The organism is Caulobacter sp. (assembly GCF_965279145.1).
Lineage (GTDB): Bacteria > Pseudomonadota > Alphaproteobacteria > Caulobacterales > Caulobacteraceae > Caulobacter.
Genome location: NZ_OZ257139.1, coordinates 39,821 through 56,084 on the forward strand (window position 1 = coordinate 39,821; position 16,264 = coordinate 56,084).

Consider the following 16,264-nt stretch of genomic DNA (forward strand, 5'->3'; position numbering starts at 1 on the left):
AACGCCGCTAAACCGCCGCCGCGTCGTAGTCTCTGACCAGGTCGTCGATGATCTGCCCCAGGGGCTCAATGGCGCGAACCTCCCCGGCGCCCTGCCCGGCCGACCAGACATCCTTCCAGCGCCTGGCGTTGTCTTCCGGTCGACCCAGACTGATCTCGGCCTTCCCCTTCATGCCCTCGGCGTCGTAGCCGGCGGCGACAAGGCTCGCCTTCAGCCAATTGGCCGGGATGCCGGTCAGGGCGGCCGAGGTGACGATGTCCTCGGCATTGGCCCCGATCAGCATCTGCTTATAGCCGGGAACGGCTAGGCTCTCGGCGCAGGCGATCAGGCGGGTGCCCAGATAGGCCAGGTCCGCGCCCAGCATCCGCGCGGCGCGGACGGCGCGGCCCGTGCCGATGCCGCCGCCCAGCACGATGGTCCCGTCAAACACCTCGCGCACGGCCGGCGCAAAGGCGAAGCCGGCGATCTGGCCCGTGTGGCCGCCTGCGCCGGCCGCGACCAGGATCAGGCCGTCGACGCCAGTCCTGGCGGCCTTCTGGGCATAGGTCAGCGAGTTCACGTCGGCATAGACCAGACCGCCGTAGGAATGGATCGCCTCGACCACCTGCACCGGGCTGCCCAGGGCCGTGATGACGATCGGCGGCTTGTGCTTGAGCACAAGGTCCAGCTCCTCCTCCCAGCGGGCGTAGGAGCGATGGACCATCAGGTTGATCGCCCAAGGCGGCGCGTCGGCCGGCAGGGTGGACACGATCTGGCCCATCCAGGCGTCGAGATCCTCCAGCGTGCGAGCGTTGTTGGCCGGGAAGGATCCGATGATCCCGCCCTTGCAGGCGGCCAGCACCATGTCGACGCCCGAGACCAGGAACATCGGCGCGGCGATGGCCGGCAGCCGCAGCCGGTCAAGAATGTGCGGGGGAAGGCTCATGCTCAGCCCGCCTTCGGCGGCTTGGGCGGCAGCGGGAAGAAGCCCGAGGTGCGGCGGATATATTCCTCATAGCCCGGCTTGCGACGACGCATCCGGCCCTCGACGGTCGGCACGCCGCTCCACTTGGTCAGGGTGAACAGGAGGAAGGCCGGACCGACGATCGAGACCAGCCCCAGGGTGGTTTCGGCGGCGAGCAGCCAAAGGCCAAACCAGACGCAGGCGTCACCGAAATAGTTGGGATGGCGGGTATAGCGCCACAGCCCCTTGTCCATCACCTGGCCTTCATTGACCGGATTCTTCTTGAACCGAACAAGCTGGAAATCCGCGAGGGTCTCGAAGATCAGGCCGAAGATGGCCAGCGCTCCGCCGGCCAGACCGACCACGCCGAGCTTCAGCGGTTCGGCCGAGATCTGCCCCAGCTGAACCGGCAGGCAGACCAGCCACAGCATCGGCATCTGCATCATGAACACCAGCCGGAACGACGCGTAGCCATAGTTCCAGCCGCGCTCGGCCTTGGCCTTGTCAAGCATCCGCACATAGCGGCCGTCGGGCCCATGGTCGCGCCAGCGCCACAGCATGTAGCCGCCCAGTCGCAGCGCCCAGGCCACGCAGATCGCCGTCAGCGCCATCCTGCGGGGCGTGCCGCCGCCCGTCTGGACATAGGTCGCGATCGAGACCAGGCCCATGCCCAGCCCCCACAGACTGTCGACCGGCGTGCAATCGCGCATCGCCCAGCAGATCGCCCAGGCCACAACGAACAGCGCCAGGATCACGCCGGCGTTGATCGCCAGCACCACGATGAAATCAGGCATTCTTCTCCCCCTGCCCGACGGCCGCTTCGAGCGGGCGGGCCATGTTTTTCGTGCAGCGTCCGGGACCTAACCCAGCACCATCACGCCAGCGTCCGGCGCGTCGGCGAACAGGCGCTCCACCTGGTCGGCGCGCCGGTCGATGACCGCGCGGCGGTTGATGGTGCCCTTGTCGGAAATCTCGTGCGCATTGGCGCTTGGCAGATCGGTCAGCAGCAAGGCCCGCCGCACCCGCGCGGAACCCCCGCTCTGTCCGGCGTTGAAGACCGCAAGGCGCTTGCCGATATCGGCCGGGTCGGCGTCTGGCCTGGCCCACAGCATCACCCCCAGATAGGGCCGGCCGTCGTCGCAGAGCACCAGGTCGGTGACCAGCGGCGACAGGGCCTTCAGCAGGCCGTCGCGCAAGCCGCCGCCATACACCCATGTGCCGCTGGAGAGCTTGAACTCCTCGGCCGCGCGGCCGGCGAAGGCCAGACCCTGGGTTGGGTCTTCGGGATCGTGAAACACCGCAAGGTCGCCCGTGCGATAGAAGCCTTCCTCGTCGAAGGCCTCAGCCGTCTTCTCAGGCTCGTCCAGATAACCGGTGGTGACATTGGGGCCCTTGGCGCGAACCTCGTAGCGTTCGCCGACCGGCGAGAGCTTCACGGTCGTTCCTGGCGCCGGCAGGCCGATACCGACCTTGTCGGTCTCGAAGTGTATGACCATGAAGGCCGAGACGGTCTCGGTCATGCCGTAGCCGCTGGTCATCATGATCCGATGGCCGGTCTCGGCGACGGCGGCGGCCTGCAGGCGATCGTGAACCGTCTGGGACAGGCCCGCGCCGCCATACAGCATCAGACGCATCTTCTTGAAGAAGGTCGCCCGCAGGACGGGGTCCTTCTCGAGCGCGTCCACCAGCATGGTGTAGCCGAGCGGCACATTGTTGAAATAGCTGACGGAAATCTCGCGCAGGTTCCTGATCGACGCCTCGAACAGGCCCGGCGCGGGCTTGCCATCGTCGATATACAGTGTGCCGCCCTCCAGCAGCGTGGTCCGCAGCACGAAGGCGCCGGCGGCATGGTGCCAGGGCAGCCAGTCCAGCATGGCCTCATGCCAGCCCGCGGCCTCGCCGATGGTTTGCTGGCACTGGGCGCTGTTGGCGGCCAGGTTGTCGAAGGTGATCGGAACCACCTTGGGTAGGCCGGTCGAGCCGGAGGTCAGCATCAGGGCCGCCCGATCATGGGGCTTCAGGCTCTCGATCGACTGGGCGACCCGAGGCGTCGCGACGGTGGCCAGAACCTCGGAATAGGCGGTCGCGGGCTTGGACACGCGGGACGGATCGGTGGTGATGATCCTGGCGTCGCCCAGATCGAGCGCCGCCAGCGCGCCAGAGGCCATGGCGCTGTCCTCGGCGAACACCACGGCGGGCTTCACCTTGGCGATCACATGGGCCAGACGGCCATAGTCTCCACCCAGGGCCGCATAGGTGACGCTCACCGGGCACGCCGCGCGCCCGGAGGCCTGGGCGGCGAAGCTGATCACCGCGAAAGCCGGCGTGTTCCCCGCCAGGATCAGCACCGGCCCCGCCGTGGGCTGATCCATCAGCCACTGGGTCGCCGCGTCCATGTCGCGCTTCAACTGGGCGAACGAGGTGAACTTCCACTCGCCGTCCGGCCCGCGCTGGCCGAGCGCCGGATTGTCGCCGGACTCGATCGCACGCCGGGCGAAGGCCGCCGGGATATTGGTCTCATAGGCCCTTAGCGGCACCTTTGAGGTAATCAGGATGGTCCCGTCGGCGCGACGCTCGATGTCGAGATCCACCGGCAGAAGATGCGCCTCGCGAAACGGCGGCGGGGTGATCTTGACGGAGGCGTCGTCGGCCATGATCAGACGCCCACGATCAGGCTGACCGTGGTGGTCGTCGATCCGCCGATGTTCAGGGTCTGGCAGGTCTTGGCGCCCTCGACCTGATAGTCGCCGGCCTGGCCGGTCACCTGCTTGAAGGCGTCCAGCGCCATGCGCACGCCAGTGGCGCCCACGGGGTGGCCCAGGCCGATCAGGCCGCCAGAAGGATTGATCGGCAGTCGCCCGCCCATCTCGATGGAGCCGTCCTCGATCGCCTTCCAGGATTCACCTGGCGCGGTCAGGCCCAGATGGTCGATGGCCATGTATTCGGTGGTGGTGAAGCAGTCGTGCGTCTCGACGACGTCGATCTGCGACAGGTCGCCGACCCCGGCCCGCGCGCGAGCGTCCTCGATGGCCCGCCGCACCTGGGGAAAGACGTACTCGGCCCCCTCGCTGGCCCGGATCTTGGCGGCATAGGAGATCGGCGCCGAACGGTGCCCCCACCCCTTTATGCGCGGCAGGCTTTCCAGCGGGATCCCATGCTTGGCGGCATATTCAGCGGCGCGCTTTTCGGAAGCCAGGAACACCACGGCCGCGCCGTCGGTCACCTGACCGCAGTCCTGCTTGCGCGTGCGCCCCTCGACCACCGGATTGGCTTCGTCGTCGGCGGTGAAGCTGCGCTCGTTGAACGCCCACTGCCGGGTCTGGGCGTTGGGATTGCGCTTGCCGTTGGCGAAGTTGATCTCGGCGATGCGCATCAGGTGTTCGTACTTCAGGCCGTAGCGGCGATCATACTCCTCGGCCAGATCCGAAAAGGCGCGCGGCCAGACGAACTTGGCGTCCTGGAATTCGTGCCCCGCCCAGGCGGCGGCGCCCAGGTTCTCGGCCGCCTGCTGGCCGCTGACATTGCGCATCTGCTCCAGCCCAACGACGCAGGCCAAGTCATAGCGGCCGGCCTCGATCTCGGCCGACGCGGCCAGGATCGCCACGCTGCCCGAGGCGCAGGCCGCTTCGTGGCGCGCGGTGGGCAGGCCGTCGAAATCGGGATGCACCAGGCCGAAGAAGCCGCCCAGCAGGCCCTGACCGGCGAACAGGTCACCCACGAAATTGCCGACGTGACCGGTCTCCACGTCCCGGGCCTCGAGCCCCACGGCGTTGAGGCCCTCGCCGACCACCTCCGAGAAGGCGTCGGCGAACTCCATGCCCTGCCGGGCCCAGTTGTTGGCGAAGTCGCTCTGCCAGCCACCGATAATGTAGGTCATGGTTTCCTCGCCCGGGCCGTTACCGGCCTCTCCGAATGTCAGTCTTATTATACAAGCTAATTGGAAGCGGCCAAGGCCGGTCTGCCGTCCATGAAGGCCGCGAAGGCTTGGTGAGCATCTTCGTACGGCTCGCGCGGATCGGCGCTCATCGCGGTCCGAACCGCCGCGCCGATGTGACCCTCGCGAAGCACGACGGGCGGGCCTTCCACGGCGGTCGCGACCCGCACGCGCCCTCCCCCCGAAACCAGGGTTTGACCGGAGACGTCGCACGCCTCGCTGGCCAGCCAGGAGACCAGGGGGGCCACAGCGGCCGGATCCATCCGCTCGGCCAGACTGGGCGCCAGATGCTGAGCGGTCATGGCGGTCACCGCATAGGGCGCGATAGCGTTGATCAGCAGGTTGCGCGGCCGTCCCTCGACCGCCAGGCCCCGAACCAAGCCAATGAGCGCCGCCTTGGACGAGGCATAGGCCGCCATGCCATCGCCGCCATGCAGCCCGGCAGACGAGGCGCTGACCACGACCCGACCGGCCGGCGCCGCCGACAGCACGGGCCAGGCCGCGTGAACCAGATGGAAAGCGCCGAAGAAATTGATGTCGAAGACCCGGCGAAAGCCCTCGCTGGTCTGCCGGTGCAGGCGGAGCGTCTCGGGTACGCCGGCGTTGGACACCACGGCGTCCAGCTGTCCGAACGCCTCCAGCGCCTGGGCCACCAGCGCCGCGCCGGTCTCGGGCTCCTCGGCGGGATCGAGATTGGCCACGGCCTCGCCGCCCAGGGCGCGGATCTCGGCGACGACAGCTTCCGCGCTGCTGGGCTGGCTTCGATCGGCCCAGCGATTGTTGACCACCACACGCGCGCCGCGCGCCGCCAGATCCAGCGCATAGGCGCGACCCAGACCCTTGCCGGCGCCCGTCACGATCACCACGCGATCGCGCATGTCCCGCGCGCTCTCCGCGTCATCCCGGCCTGTGTCGGACATCCGCTTTCTCCCTGCCTATCTGGATCATCCATAGATCGTATCGTTATGCAAGCGACAAGGCGCGAGCGCGCGTCCTTTGCTGGTCAGCCGACCACCAAATCTCCGCGAAATGGCGTCGCCAGCGGTCGGGTCATCAGCCCTGGCGGGGCGGCGCAAACGATCGGTATCGCGTTGATCACCGTCCCGGCGACGCCCAACTGCTCGGCGGAGGTCGGGGTGGGATCACCCGGCCGCTTGTCCATGTCGACCGACAGCCTGACCCCGGGCTGCCCCTCGATCCGGATACGCCATAGCGGCGGCTCGGCGCTCTCCAGATGGGCGGTCTCCATGTACCAATGGATCGACATGGCCAGCATCGGCGCGCCCGCGACAAAGCCGACCCAGCGCCAGTTCACATGGCTGATCCTGCCTCGCGAGATCGGGCCGGCCGCGATGACTAGGTCCTCGGACGCCGGGAAGACCCGATGGTCGGTGTCGACCCGTTCAAGCGGCAGGTTCAGGTGCTCGGCCATGGCCGACAGCACCTCTGTGTACATGCCGTTAAGAGACGAAGCCGGCCCCCAGTCGGGATCATTGGCGTTCACCGCGGCGGGATCGCCGCCAAAGCCGAGGATCTTGAAGACGTAGTCGGGATTGCGCACGGCGCGACAGTCGACGCTCTCCACCACCTCGATCCGGTCGAGCTCGGAACAGACCCCCGTGGCCACCACCGCCAGTTGCTCGGCGGCGAAACCCGGATTCAGTCCCGCCGCCATCAGGGTGGTTCCGCCGGCGACGCAGGCCGCTTCGAGCGCTTCGCGGCGCTGTCCGGTCCAGTGCCGGGGCCGGCTGTAGCCATTGATGCTGATGACGTTCTTGCCCGCCGCCAGCAGCTTGAGGATCTCGGCGTCGTGCGAGCCATAGGGCGGCGCCAGACGGGCGCAGTGGATCACCACGTCGGCGTCGAGGTTCAGGATCTCGTCGATGTCGCGGGTGGCGATCACGCCGGTGGGAGGACGGCGCGCGATATCGCCCGCGTCTTTCCCCGCCTTCGCCTCGCCATAGACATAGAGCCCGACCAGCTCCATCGCCGGGTGGTCGATCACCGCCCGCAGGCAGGTCTTGCCCATGGCGCCCGTGGCCCACTGGATGACGCGATACTTCATGGCCTCTCCCCGCTTCGAGAGACTCCTAGCGCACATAGTATCGTTATGAAAGTGACTGAATGCTCGGTTCGCCGTCAGGCGACAGGTTCGGGCGCCGCCGATGCGTCGGCCTCGATCACCTCGAAGGTCACATCATGGGCCTCGACCGGCTGGCTGCAGCACGAGCAGGTGACGGCCGGTTCCAGATCGTGCCCGTCGGCCTTGTGTCGCAGCAGCAATGGCGGCCCCTCGGGCGAGACGTAATATTTGTCGCCCCAGCGCAGCAGCATCAGCAGGACGGGGTAGTAGTCGATGCCCTTCTCGGTCAGGCGATACTCGGATCGCCGGCCACCCAGGTCATGGGCGCGGATCACGCCCCGCGCGGTCAGCCACGACAGCCGCTCGGACAGGATGTTGGTGGCGATGGCCGTGTCGCGGTGGATCTCATCGAACCGCCGCAGGCCGGTGAAGATCGAGCGCAGCACCAGACTGGCCCAGCGGTCGCCCGTGATCTGGGCGACATCGACCATCAGGCCAGAGCCGCTATCGACCGCGTTGCGCTGCTGGCGTCGGCGGCTGTAGCGCGCGGCCATCCAGCCGACGCCCGGCCCTTCGGTCCAGTCGACGTCACGCGCGCTGATCTCTTCGCCGCATTTCAGGCAGGTCGGCACGGGCTCAAAGACCTGTCCGCACGTGCGATGACGCAGTCGGAGCCGCAGCTTGCCTTCCGCCGCGCCCCAGCGCCGCTCCCAGCGCAGCATCATCAGGGCCGGCCAGTAGAGATCGCGCCCCTTGCGGGTCATGCGATACTCGTAGCGCGGGGGCGCCTCGCTATAGAGCACCTTCTCCAGAACATCGGCGGCGACCAGTCGCTTCAATCGGTCGCTGAGCAGGGTCTGCAACAGCCCGGTGCGCGCGCGAAACTCATCGAACCGGCGCGCGCCGATCCAGGACGATTCCAGGATCAGCAGGACTGAGGCGTCACCCACCACCTCCAGCGCCCGCCAGATCGAGCAGGTGCGGATGAATTTCGGGGCGTTCATCGGTCGGATCGGCTCTGTCAGGCCCGGCGATATCGAGCCCTCTCAAGAGTCGCGGAATGGGTGCGCCTATGCAAGTCGCTTTCCACGTCTCCGTTCCGCCGGCGGACAAAACGTCTACTTAAGGTCAGCTGGCCGCCACGTCCGCCAAATCGCGCCGCAGCACCTTGCCCAGTGGATTTCGGGGCAGAGCCGGGACGATGCGGAGCTTCTCAGGCAACTTGAAGGTCGCGATGTCATGCGCCTTGAGGTGCGCGTTCAGCTCTTCAAGCGTCAGGTCCTGATCCGGACGCAGGGCCACGACCGCGCAGACCCGCTCGCCCAGTCGCTCGTCGGGATAGGCCGCGCAGCTGCCCTCGCGGACCTTGGGGTGGCTCTCGATCAGCACGTCGATCTCGGCCGGCGAGATGTTGAGCCCGCCCCGAATGATGATCTCCTTGCGACGCCCGACGAAGCGGTAGTAGCGCCCACCCCCTTCCGGCGCGATCTCGAACAGGTCGCCCGTGCAGAAGTAGCCCTGATCGTCGAAGGCCAGCCGTGACAGCTCCGGAGCCTTCCAATAGCCGTCGAAGGTCATGGCTCCGGCGATACGCAGTTCGCCTTCGACCCCGATCGTGGTGATCTCCTCGCCGGTGTCGGGATTGACCAGGCGGGTCTGGATCTTGGCCGGAAACGCCGCCGGCCAGTCCACGCCCTTTGCGCCGAAGCGCGGAAAGAACCGGGCCCGCTGGTCAGGATCGGGAATGGCCTCGCCGGTCGAGAACAGCGAGGTCCCCTCGTTGGAGCCAAACACGTTCATCACCGTGACGCCGTAGCGATCCTGCCAGCCCTTGACCATCCAGGGCGCCAGAGGCGCGGATCCCGAGCCGAGGCAGCGCAGCCTGGACAGGTCGGCCTTGGACAGCAGGGCCTCGTTCTGCAGCAGCATGTTCAGCACGGTCGGCGGGGCCACCGTATAGGCCACGCCCTCGTCCTGCATCTGGGCCAGGAACAGCGGCAGATCGAACGGATGATGCTGCACCAGCCGACCCTGAGCGATCAGCCAGGTCATCACCATGCCGCCGATGGCGGCGATGTTGATCAGCGGGAACGGGTTGAGGATCGTATCGCCGATCTGGATGCCGGCGGCCTCGACTAGGGCCTCGCCGTTGATCACCCAGTGATCGTGGTGGCGTGGAACGCCCTTCGGCGCGGCCTCGGTGCCGGAGGTCCAGCAGATGGTCAGGGCCTCGGCCGCGTCGAGATCGACGGGTGTCGGAAAGGGACCTGATGAAACCTTCGCCATGAGCGGCTCAAGACCATGGACTCCGGCAGGCGCCGCATCGCCCAGGCTCACGATCTCGGCCGCCGTCACCCCGGCGCCCTTCAACTCGGTCACCATCGCGGCGTGGTCGCAGCCATGGAAGGCCCCGACGGTCAGATAGACCTTGGGCTCCACGCTGGGCAGGATCTGGCGCAGTTCATGGCTGCGATAGGCCATGGCCACGGGGCTGAAGATCGCCCCCATGCGAGCGCAGGCCAGGAAGGCCAGAACGCCTTCGACAACATTGGGCAGCTGAGTCGCCACCACATCGCCTCGGCCAACGCCCAGCGCGGCGAAGACGTGAGCCATGGCGTCGACCCGGGCGTCGACCTGCTCATAGGTCAGTCTTTGGGGCGTTGTTCCAACAAGCGCCTGACGGTTTGCGGCGTCCACGAGCGCTTCAGCGTTTGGACGAGCGGCCACGGCGCGGCGGAAGAGCGCATCGATCGTCTCGCCCCGCCACCAGCCCTTGCGGCGGTACTCTGCGACGCGTTCGGGCGGACTGGGATACAAGCGCGCCTCCTCCTCAGGACATGATGTCAGCGGCGCGTTGGCCGCGCCCTGGTCACAGAGTTGGCATAGTCAGTATCGTAATGCAAGTTATCGCGAGGCGAGGACCATCCGATCTTGGCGGGAGACCCTTCGCGTCGAAACCGGCATCAGGCCGCGGCGGCCAAGGCCTCGCCCAGGCGTTCATAACGCTTCTGGATACGCTGCCATGTGGCGAGCTTGATCGGCTCGCCCTTGCGCAGCTTGCTCCATGTGGTTTCGCTGATGCCATAGACGCTGAACAGATGCTCGCGGGTCACGGCGGGCAGCGCCCGCTTCAGCAGTTCAAAACGTTCCCGGGGGATGGTGACGGCTTCGGCCAAGAGAGCCTCCAGGGTTTGGGGTGAGAATGGGGCGACCGGCGCCGCGGGGGGAGGTGGGCGCCGGTCGCTAGCGATCGCCGGGGGAAGCGATCGCTATTGCTGGCCGCCTGCGCTGGGCTTGCGGTAGTCGAGGGCCGGCGGGCGGTCGCCCAGCATGGCCTTGTAGGCGAAGTTGGGGCCCCGGCGCTGGTCAAGCTCGGCCTTGGCCTTCTTGATGGTGTCGGGGTTGGAGAACAGGTCCGCGCCGGTAAGCGCCAGGGTCTTGGCGGCGTTGACCGCGCCCTTGACGCCGATGGACGAGCCCGCCGCCGCCACGTTCTGCCAGCTGTGACCGGCCGAACCCGGAACAAAGGTCGCGGTGCCCAGGCCGACGGTGGGGGTGACCCAGCTGATGTCGGACACGTCGGTCGAGCCGCCGCCGCCTTCCATCTCGATCTTGTAGGGGGTGACGGTCTTGACGGTGTCGATCGACGGCGCGCCCGGCAGGGATTCCTGCATCTTCCTGGCGAAGGCCTGCTCCTCGGGGGTCCACGCGATGCCGCCGACCTTGCGGAGATTGGCGTCCATCACCCGGCCCAGGGTGTCATTGGGCAACAGGGCGTAGACGCCGCCCGTGATCTCGGTCTTGACCGTGGTGCCGGTCGCCAAGGCCGCGCCCTGCGAGGCCTTTTCCAGTCGCGCCCAGACGTCCTTGACCACCGCCGGATCGGGATGACGAACGTAGTAATAGACTTCGGCGAAGGCCGGCACGACGTTCGGGGCCGTGCCGCCGCCGGTGATCACGTAGTGGATGCGGGTCTTGTCCGGCACATGCTCGCGCAGGAAGTTGGCGGCGACGTCCATCACCTCGACGCCGTCCAGAGCCGAGCGCCCCTTCTCGGGCGCGGCGGCGGCGTGGGCGGAAACGCCGTAGAAGCGGAACTTGCCGCTGATATTGGCCATCGAGACGCCCTGGACCGCCGAATTCTCGTTGGCCGGGTGCCAGTGCAGCGTGACATCGACGTCCTTGAACAGGCCTTCGCGCACCAGATAGACCTTGCCCGAACCGCCCTCTTCGGCGGGCGAGCCATAGACGCGCAGTTCGCCCTTGATGTTGTTCTTGACCATCCACGCCTTCAGCGAGACGGCCGCGCCGACCGAAGCCGCGCCAAACAGGTTGTGACCGCAGCCGTGGCCGGCGATCTGACCGGGAATGCCGGTCTTCACGGGATCAGCCGTCTGGGCCAGACCCGGCAGGGCGTCGAACTCGGCCAGGATGGCGATCACCGGCCCGTCGCCGTTCTTGTAGCTGGCCATGAACGCCGTCGGCATGCCGGCCACGCCCGACTTCACCTCGAAGCCGGCGGCCTTGAGCTGATCCTGCAGCACGGCCGTGCTCTTGACCTCCTGATACCCGACCTCGGCGAAGCCCCAGATCTTCATCGCCGCGTCCTGGATTTGCGGCGCGTCGGCATCGACGGCCTTCAGGATCTGGGTGCGATCGGCGTCCTTCAGCGGCGCGGCGTAGACCTGGGTTGCGAGAACACCCGTCGCCATGGCGGCGGACAGCAGGGCGAGCTTCAAGGGCATAAGCTTCATGGAGACGGTTTCCCGGGTGATCGAAAGGCGGCGCCGAAGGCCGGCGCTCCTTGTAAGACGCACGGGCCGGTCGCCACCTCACCCAGGGTGTGCTGAAAAATCATCACGCTGTCATGGCGCGCTAACCGCGAGGGCGGATCAGTTCGACCTGCTTGTCGTCGGCATGGCCGACATCGGCCAGACCATAGGTGCGGAGCGCGGCCACAAAGGCGTCGACCTGGCCCGTCTTGAAGACGCCGCTGACCGGCGTCGCGCCCACGCGCGGATCGGCGATCCACAGCTTGCGTTGGGAAAACCGGTTCATCTCGTCAACCACGTCGGACAACGGCTCGCCGTCGAAGACGAGGCGTCCCTGCAGCCAGCTGGATTCCTTGGCCGTGTCGACCGCGGCGACCACCCATTCGGCGGTGTCGGCGGCGACGAACCGCGAGCCGGCGGCCATCTCGATCATGCGATCACCGCCGGGAGACGGCCCGGCGATACGCACGCGTCCCTCGACCAGGGTGACCGACAGCTTGCCAGGCTCCATCCGCACATCGAAAGCCGTACCCACGGCGGTCACGCGCTTGTCGCCCGCCGCCACCACGAACGGACGCGAGGGGTCCTTGGCCACCTGGAAGAAGGCCTGCCCCCGCAGCAGCGTCAGCCGACGCTCGGTCGTCCAATGATCGACCCGCACCGCCGAGTCTGTGCTGAGGGTGACGACGGAACTATCGGCCAGACGGAAGGTGGACTGTTCGCCAACGGCGGTCGTGAAGACCGGATCCTCGGTGCTTGGGGCGGGCGGGGAACTGGGAGTCGCCAACCACCGACGGCCGAAGATCACGCCCATGGCCGCGGCGATCACGCCGCCAGCCGCCAAGGCTCCGACGGCGCGGCGGCTGATTGGGCGGAAGGAGGCGGCGCTGGTGACGCCCAGGGCGTCGGCGCGCAGAGCCGCGAAACCTGGATCTGCCTCCAGCAAGGTCAGATCGTCCCAGGTAGCCCTCGTTCGATCCCAGGCATCGACATTGCGGGAGTCGGCGTTGAGCCAACGCTCAAAGGCCCGGCGGTCGTCCGCCAGGACATCATCGCCCTGAAGCCTCGCGAACCAGGAGGCTGCGGCGCTATCCGGGTCGTCGTGTATCTCGTTGCCCGGCGTGGTCGACGTCATCCTGGTCCCGCAGGCGCTGGTGCAAGTGACGCAGCGCCTTCATCACATGTTTCTCGACAGCGCTGACGGAGACACCCAGGCGCTGGGCGACGAGCTTGTAGCTCATCTCCTCGAAGCGCACGAGGATGAAAACCCGCCGTGTCCGTTCCGGCAACTCGTTGAGCGCCGCCATGGCGCGCGCCATCTGTTCCCGTCCTTGTAAGACGCGTTCCGGCGACAGTTCATCAACGGGGTGATGAATTTCCTGAAATTCGCAGTGATCAGACCGGCGGCGCGAGCGGTCGCGGCGCCCGCGATCGATCAGCACATTGGCCGCGACCTCGAACAGATAGCCTTCGACATTGTTCACGATCGGCGCGGGGTTGCGCTTCTGGATGCGGAGAAGCACCTCCTGAACGAGGTCCTCGACGTCGTTCTGGTGCGCCCGGCGCGAGAAGAAGGCCCGAAGGGCCGGCGTGAAGCGCGCGCCGCTCTCCATGAGGGCCTCCGCGCCCTCCGAAGGCGTCGCCACCTTGCCGATCCGCATCATTCATCCGCCCCAACTTCAATGACGGCGAGGTGACGGCGCGATTGTTTCCGTGTCAAGCCAAGCGCCCAAGACCGGACCAGACGCATGCAACCGCTGGCCTGTTGCCTACAGGATATGCAACACGCGATCTTGGAACGCTCAGGCGCAGGACAAAGAATGGCGGCGCGGACGACTGGGGCATGGTCCCCATCCTTCACGACACGCGGTCGTGCACGGTCGATGGAGGTCGAGATTCGCTGTGTCGGGGGCTAGCTGGTCGGGAACATCGACAGGGTGCAGCGTCGCCATGGCGCTGGCCTGCGCGACCGGCGTCCTGGCGCTGGCTCGGCCGGTCGAGGCGCGGACCGCCCCCGTCAGCGCGCGCGTTCGCTTCAATATTCCGCCACAGCCCCTGAGCCAGGCGCTCAATCAGCTGGCGCTGCAGAGCAATCGCGAAATCCTGTTCTCGCCCGCCCTGACCGCCGGACGTCGCAGCCCCGCTCTCAGCGGCGTGTTCACGGCCGAGGAAGCCCTCACGCGTCTGCTGGCGGGATCCGACCTCGACGTACGCCTGGAAGGTCGCAGCTTTCTGATTCTCGCCGCGCCTCGCGCCGCGCCTCCCGTCGCCGCGGCCCCGCCCCCTCCTCCGGCGCCGCCCCCCGCGCTCGACTCGGTGATCGTCACGGCGCTGAAGCGGTCCAGCCTGGTCCAGAATACGCCGATCAGCATGACGGTCGTGACGGGCGAGCAACTGACCCGGCTGGGCATGGTCGATCTGGAACGGGCTTCGCCCCTGCTACCTGGTCTGAAGCTGGTCTCCACGGCCTTTGGTCGAAGGCTGGTGCTGCGCGGCGTCTATGGCGCCGGCGAAGCGACCACCGGGCTCTACTACGACGAGACCTCGATGACAGGTCCCGTCGGAACCACGGCCGACCCCGGCGTGATGGCTCCGGAACTGGCCCTGGTCGATGTCGACCGCATCGAGCTGCTGCGCGGGCCACAGGGCACGCTCTACGGATCCGGCTCGATGGGCGGCGCGCTTCGGATCCTGTTCAGGCGACCGGACCTCACCGACAACTCGCTGTTCATCAGCGCCAATGCCGTCAGCGCGGCGCACGGCGGCGAAGCGGGCGGCGTGACGGCGACCCTCAACGCGGTCGCCAGGCCCGATACACTCGCGGCGCGCCTGACGGTCTATGACCAACGGACACCGGGCGTCATCGATAACGTCCGGCTGAACCTGTCGGATGTGGACGCCGCTCGGGTCCGTGGCGCCCGACTGGGCGTAAACTGGGAGCCCAACTCGCGGCTATCGATGCTGTTCTCGGGCGCCGCCCAAACCACCCATCGCGACGACCTGCCGGCCTGGCACGACACGGCGGGGCCCTGGCGGACGGTTCACGCCGCCCGCGCGCCGTTTGACGGAAAGATCGCCCTGGCTAGCGCGACCCTGCGCTGGAAGGGTGACGCCGTCGACATCACGGCGGCGTCGTCCTGGTATCGCTGGCGACTGACCCGGCGCTCCGACTACAGCGGCGTCCTGATCGGCGAGCGAACCAATCCCGCCAGCTGCATGCGATATTTCACGCTCGACACCGCCTGCGACAGCACCCAGTTGCAGCGCTATTCGGCCTATGTCGACAGCGTCTATCCGGCGATCCTGAACCAGCCCGCCGACCTGACCGCGACGATCCACGAGGTGCGGGCCTCCTCGGCCCGCGACACGCCGCTGAGCTGGACGATCGGCCTCTACAGCGAGGTTCGCGACGATCACATCGACAGCCAGGTGCCGCATGTCGATCCCCTGACGGGCGCCCTGCCCGACAATCCCATTCTGATTGGCCGGCGCGATATCGACAACCACCTGCGCCAGAGCGCGGTGTTCGGCGAGCTATCCTATGATCCTCGGCCCGACACGCGCTTCACGGTGGGCGCCCGCCGGTACGACTACGTCAAGCGCGACCGGGGCGCGGTTCAAATCCCCAATGCCGTGTCGGGAACCTGGGCCGGATACACCATCGATGCGCGCACGCCCGAGCGGGGCTGGAGCCTGAAGGCTCTGGCCAGCCGGCAACTGGCGACCAATCTCTTCAGCTACGCCCAGATCTCGCAAGGCTTTCGTCCGGGCGGAGTCAATGTCGTGCCCGGCCTGGCCAGCGACCTGACGCTCTATCGATCCGATCGCCTGACCAACTACGAAATCGGCCTGAAGGGACAGTCCAGGGACCGCCGCTTCACCGCCAATATCGCGGCCTATCAGATCGACTGGCGCGACATGCAGTACAGCGCCCAGACCTCGAACAAGGCCTTCTCTTTCCTCACCAATATCGGCTCCAGCCAGATTCGCGGTCTTGAAACCGAATTCACAGCCCGCCGCCTGGGCGGCTGGGACCTGACAGCCAGCGCCACCGTGACCGACGCTCGCCTGACCGCCGACCAGCAGAGCAACACCGCCATCGGACTGGGCCTGAAGGGTGATCGCCTGCCCATGGTCCCCCGGTTCGCCAGCGCGGCCTCTCTGGAACGAAAATGGACGCTAAGCGACACGTTCGACGGCCGTCTCCGTCTTGATGCGACCTATACCGGCGGCGCGCGTTCGGGGTTCAACGCCGACAATGCCGACTACCTGAAGATGGGCGGCTACGCGAGTTTCGGGCTGACGGCGGGTATCCAGCACGCTGGATGGGCGGCCGACCTGTCGGTTGACAACCTGCTGGATCGCGCGGGTCGCGGGTCGGCGGCGCGCAACACCTCTGGCCCGGTGGAGTATTTCGGCGCAGCACCGCGCACCGTCCGGCTTACGCTGGAACGGCGTTACTGATCCGCGCCCAGCCCATTTTTTCCGGATTCGATGAGGGGCGGCGGCCACTTTGCGTCTGATCCTACAGG

The 16,264-nt window shown here is 67.2% G+C and carries 13 protein-coding genes; 1 reads left to right on the forward strand and 12 read right to left on the reverse strand.

Features of this window, described 5'->3' with window-relative positions; genetic code table 11:
• Window positions 1-7: 7 nt before the first annotated feature.
• From ACQY9P_RS00210 to ACQY9P_RS00265, 12 genes are all read right to left on the reverse strand, one after another.
• Window positions 8-925 (reverse strand): NAD(P)H-dependent flavin oxidoreductase, encoded by a 918-nt coding sequence (locus ACQY9P_RS00210; RefSeq protein ID WP_421737261.1) that lies wholly within the window; start codon window positions 923-925, stop codon window positions 8-10.
• A 2-nt stretch (window positions 926-927) separates the two neighbouring features.
• Entirely contained in the window at window positions 928-1,737 is an 810-nt protein-coding gene (locus ACQY9P_RS00215; protein WP_421737260.1) for a DUF1295 domain-containing protein, read from the reverse strand.
• Between the two features lie 66 nt (window positions 1,738-1,803).
• Window positions 1,804-3,597, reverse strand: a complete 1,794-nt coding sequence (locus ACQY9P_RS00220) for an AMP-binding protein (RefSeq protein WP_421737259.1) — start codon at window positions 3,595-3,597, stop codon at window positions 1,804-1,806.
• Window positions 3,598-3,599: 2 nt separating this feature from the next.
• Window positions 3,600-4,820, reverse strand: a complete 1,221-nt coding sequence (locus tag ACQY9P_RS00225; protein WP_421737258.1) for an acetyl-CoA acetyltransferase — start codon at window positions 4,818-4,820, stop codon at window positions 3,600-3,602.
• Window positions 4,821-4,876: 56 nt separating this feature from the next.
• Window positions 4,877-5,797, reverse strand: coding sequence for an SDR family NAD(P)-dependent oxidoreductase (locus ACQY9P_RS00230; protein WP_421737257.1), 921 nt, complete (start codon window positions 5,795-5,797; stop codon window positions 4,877-4,879).
• Between the two features lie 83 nt (window positions 5,798-5,880).
• Window positions 5,881-6,942, reverse strand: coding sequence for a hypothetical protein (locus ACQY9P_RS00235; RefSeq protein ID WP_421737256.1), 1,062 nt, complete (start codon window positions 6,940-6,942; stop codon window positions 5,881-5,883).
• Window positions 6,943-7,016: 74 nt separating this feature from the next.
• Window positions 7,017-7,964 (reverse strand): winged helix-turn-helix transcriptional regulator, encoded by a 948-nt coding sequence (locus ACQY9P_RS00240; protein ID WP_421737255.1) that lies wholly within the window; start codon window positions 7,962-7,964, stop codon window positions 7,017-7,019.
• A gap of 124 nt (window positions 7,965-8,088) precedes the next feature.
• Entirely contained in the window at window positions 8,089-9,777 is a 1,689-nt protein-coding gene (locus ACQY9P_RS00245) for a class I adenylate-forming enzyme family protein (protein ID WP_421737254.1), read from the reverse strand.
• Between the two features lie 146 nt (window positions 9,778-9,923).
• Complete coding sequence (locus ACQY9P_RS00250; RefSeq protein WP_421737253.1) at window positions 9,924-10,136, reverse strand: hypothetical protein; 213 nt, start codon at window positions 10,134-10,136, stop codon at window positions 9,924-9,926.
• Between the two features lie 93 nt (window positions 10,137-10,229).
• Window positions 10,230-11,714 (reverse strand): amidohydrolase, encoded by a 1,485-nt coding sequence (locus ACQY9P_RS00255; protein ID WP_421737252.1) that lies wholly within the window; start codon window positions 11,712-11,714, stop codon window positions 10,230-10,232.
• 121 nt (window positions 11,715-11,835) lie between these two features.
• Entirely contained in the window at window positions 11,836-12,867 is a 1,032-nt protein-coding gene (locus ACQY9P_RS00260; protein WP_421737251.1) for a FecR family protein, read from the reverse strand.
• On the reverse strand, window positions 12,821-13,396 hold the full coding sequence (locus ACQY9P_RS00265; protein ID WP_421737250.1) for an RNA polymerase sigma factor: 576 nt from the start codon (window positions 13,394-13,396) through the stop codon (window positions 12,821-12,823). The genes ACQY9P_RS00260 and ACQY9P_RS00265 overlap by 47 nt, the downstream gene beginning before the upstream one ends.
• Window positions 13,397-13,682: 286 nt before the next feature.
• On the opposite strand from ACQY9P_RS00265, the gene ACQY9P_RS00270 reads away from it, so the two are divergent.
• Window positions 13,683-16,196 (forward strand): TonB-dependent receptor plug domain-containing protein, encoded by a 2,514-nt coding sequence (locus ACQY9P_RS00270; RefSeq protein ID WP_421737249.1) that lies wholly within the window; start codon window positions 13,683-13,685, stop codon window positions 16,194-16,196.
• Window positions 16,197-16,264: the final 68 nt, after the last annotated feature.

Coding starts and splice junctions, on each gene's coding strand:
- ACQY9P_RS00210 (WP_421737261.1), bottom strand. CDS start 925: ATGAGCCTTCCCCCGCACATTCTTGACCGGCTGCGGCTGCCGGCCATC.
- ACQY9P_RS00215 (WP_421737260.1), bottom strand. CDS start 1,737: ATGCCTGATTTCATCGTGGTGCTGGCGATCAACGCCGGCGTGATCCTG.
- ACQY9P_RS00220 (WP_421737259.1), bottom strand. CDS start 3,597: ATGGCCGACGACGCCTCCGTCAAGATCACCCCGCCGCCGTTTCGCGAG.
- ACQY9P_RS00225 (WP_421737258.1), bottom strand. CDS start 4,820: ATGACCTACATTATCGGTGGCTGGCAGAGCGACTTCGCCAACAACTGG.
- ACQY9P_RS00230 (WP_421737257.1), bottom strand. CDS start 5,797: ATGTCCGACACAGGCCGGGATGACGCGGAGAGCGCGCGGGACATGCGC.
- ACQY9P_RS00235 (WP_421737256.1), bottom strand. CDS start 6,942: ATGAAGTATCGCGTCATCCAGTGGGCCACGGGCGCCATGGGCAAGACC.
- ACQY9P_RS00240 (WP_421737255.1), bottom strand. CDS start 7,964: ATGAACGCCCCGAAATTCATCCGCACCTGCTCGATCTGGCGGGCGCTG.
- ACQY9P_RS00255 (WP_421737252.1), bottom strand. CDS start 11,714: ATGAAGCTTATGCCCTTGAAGCTCGCCCTGCTGTCCGCCGCCATGGCG.
- ACQY9P_RS00260 (WP_421737251.1), bottom strand. CDS start 12,867: ATGACGTCGACCACGCCGGGCAACGAGATACACGACGACCCGGATAGC.
- ACQY9P_RS00265 (WP_421737250.1), bottom strand. CDS start 13,396: ATGATGCGGATCGGCAAGGTGGCGACGCCTTCGGAGGGCGCGGAGGCC.
- ACQY9P_RS00270 (WP_421737249.1), top strand. CDS start 13,683: ATGGCGCTGGCCTGCGCGACCGGCGTCCTGGCGCTGGCTCGGCCGGTC.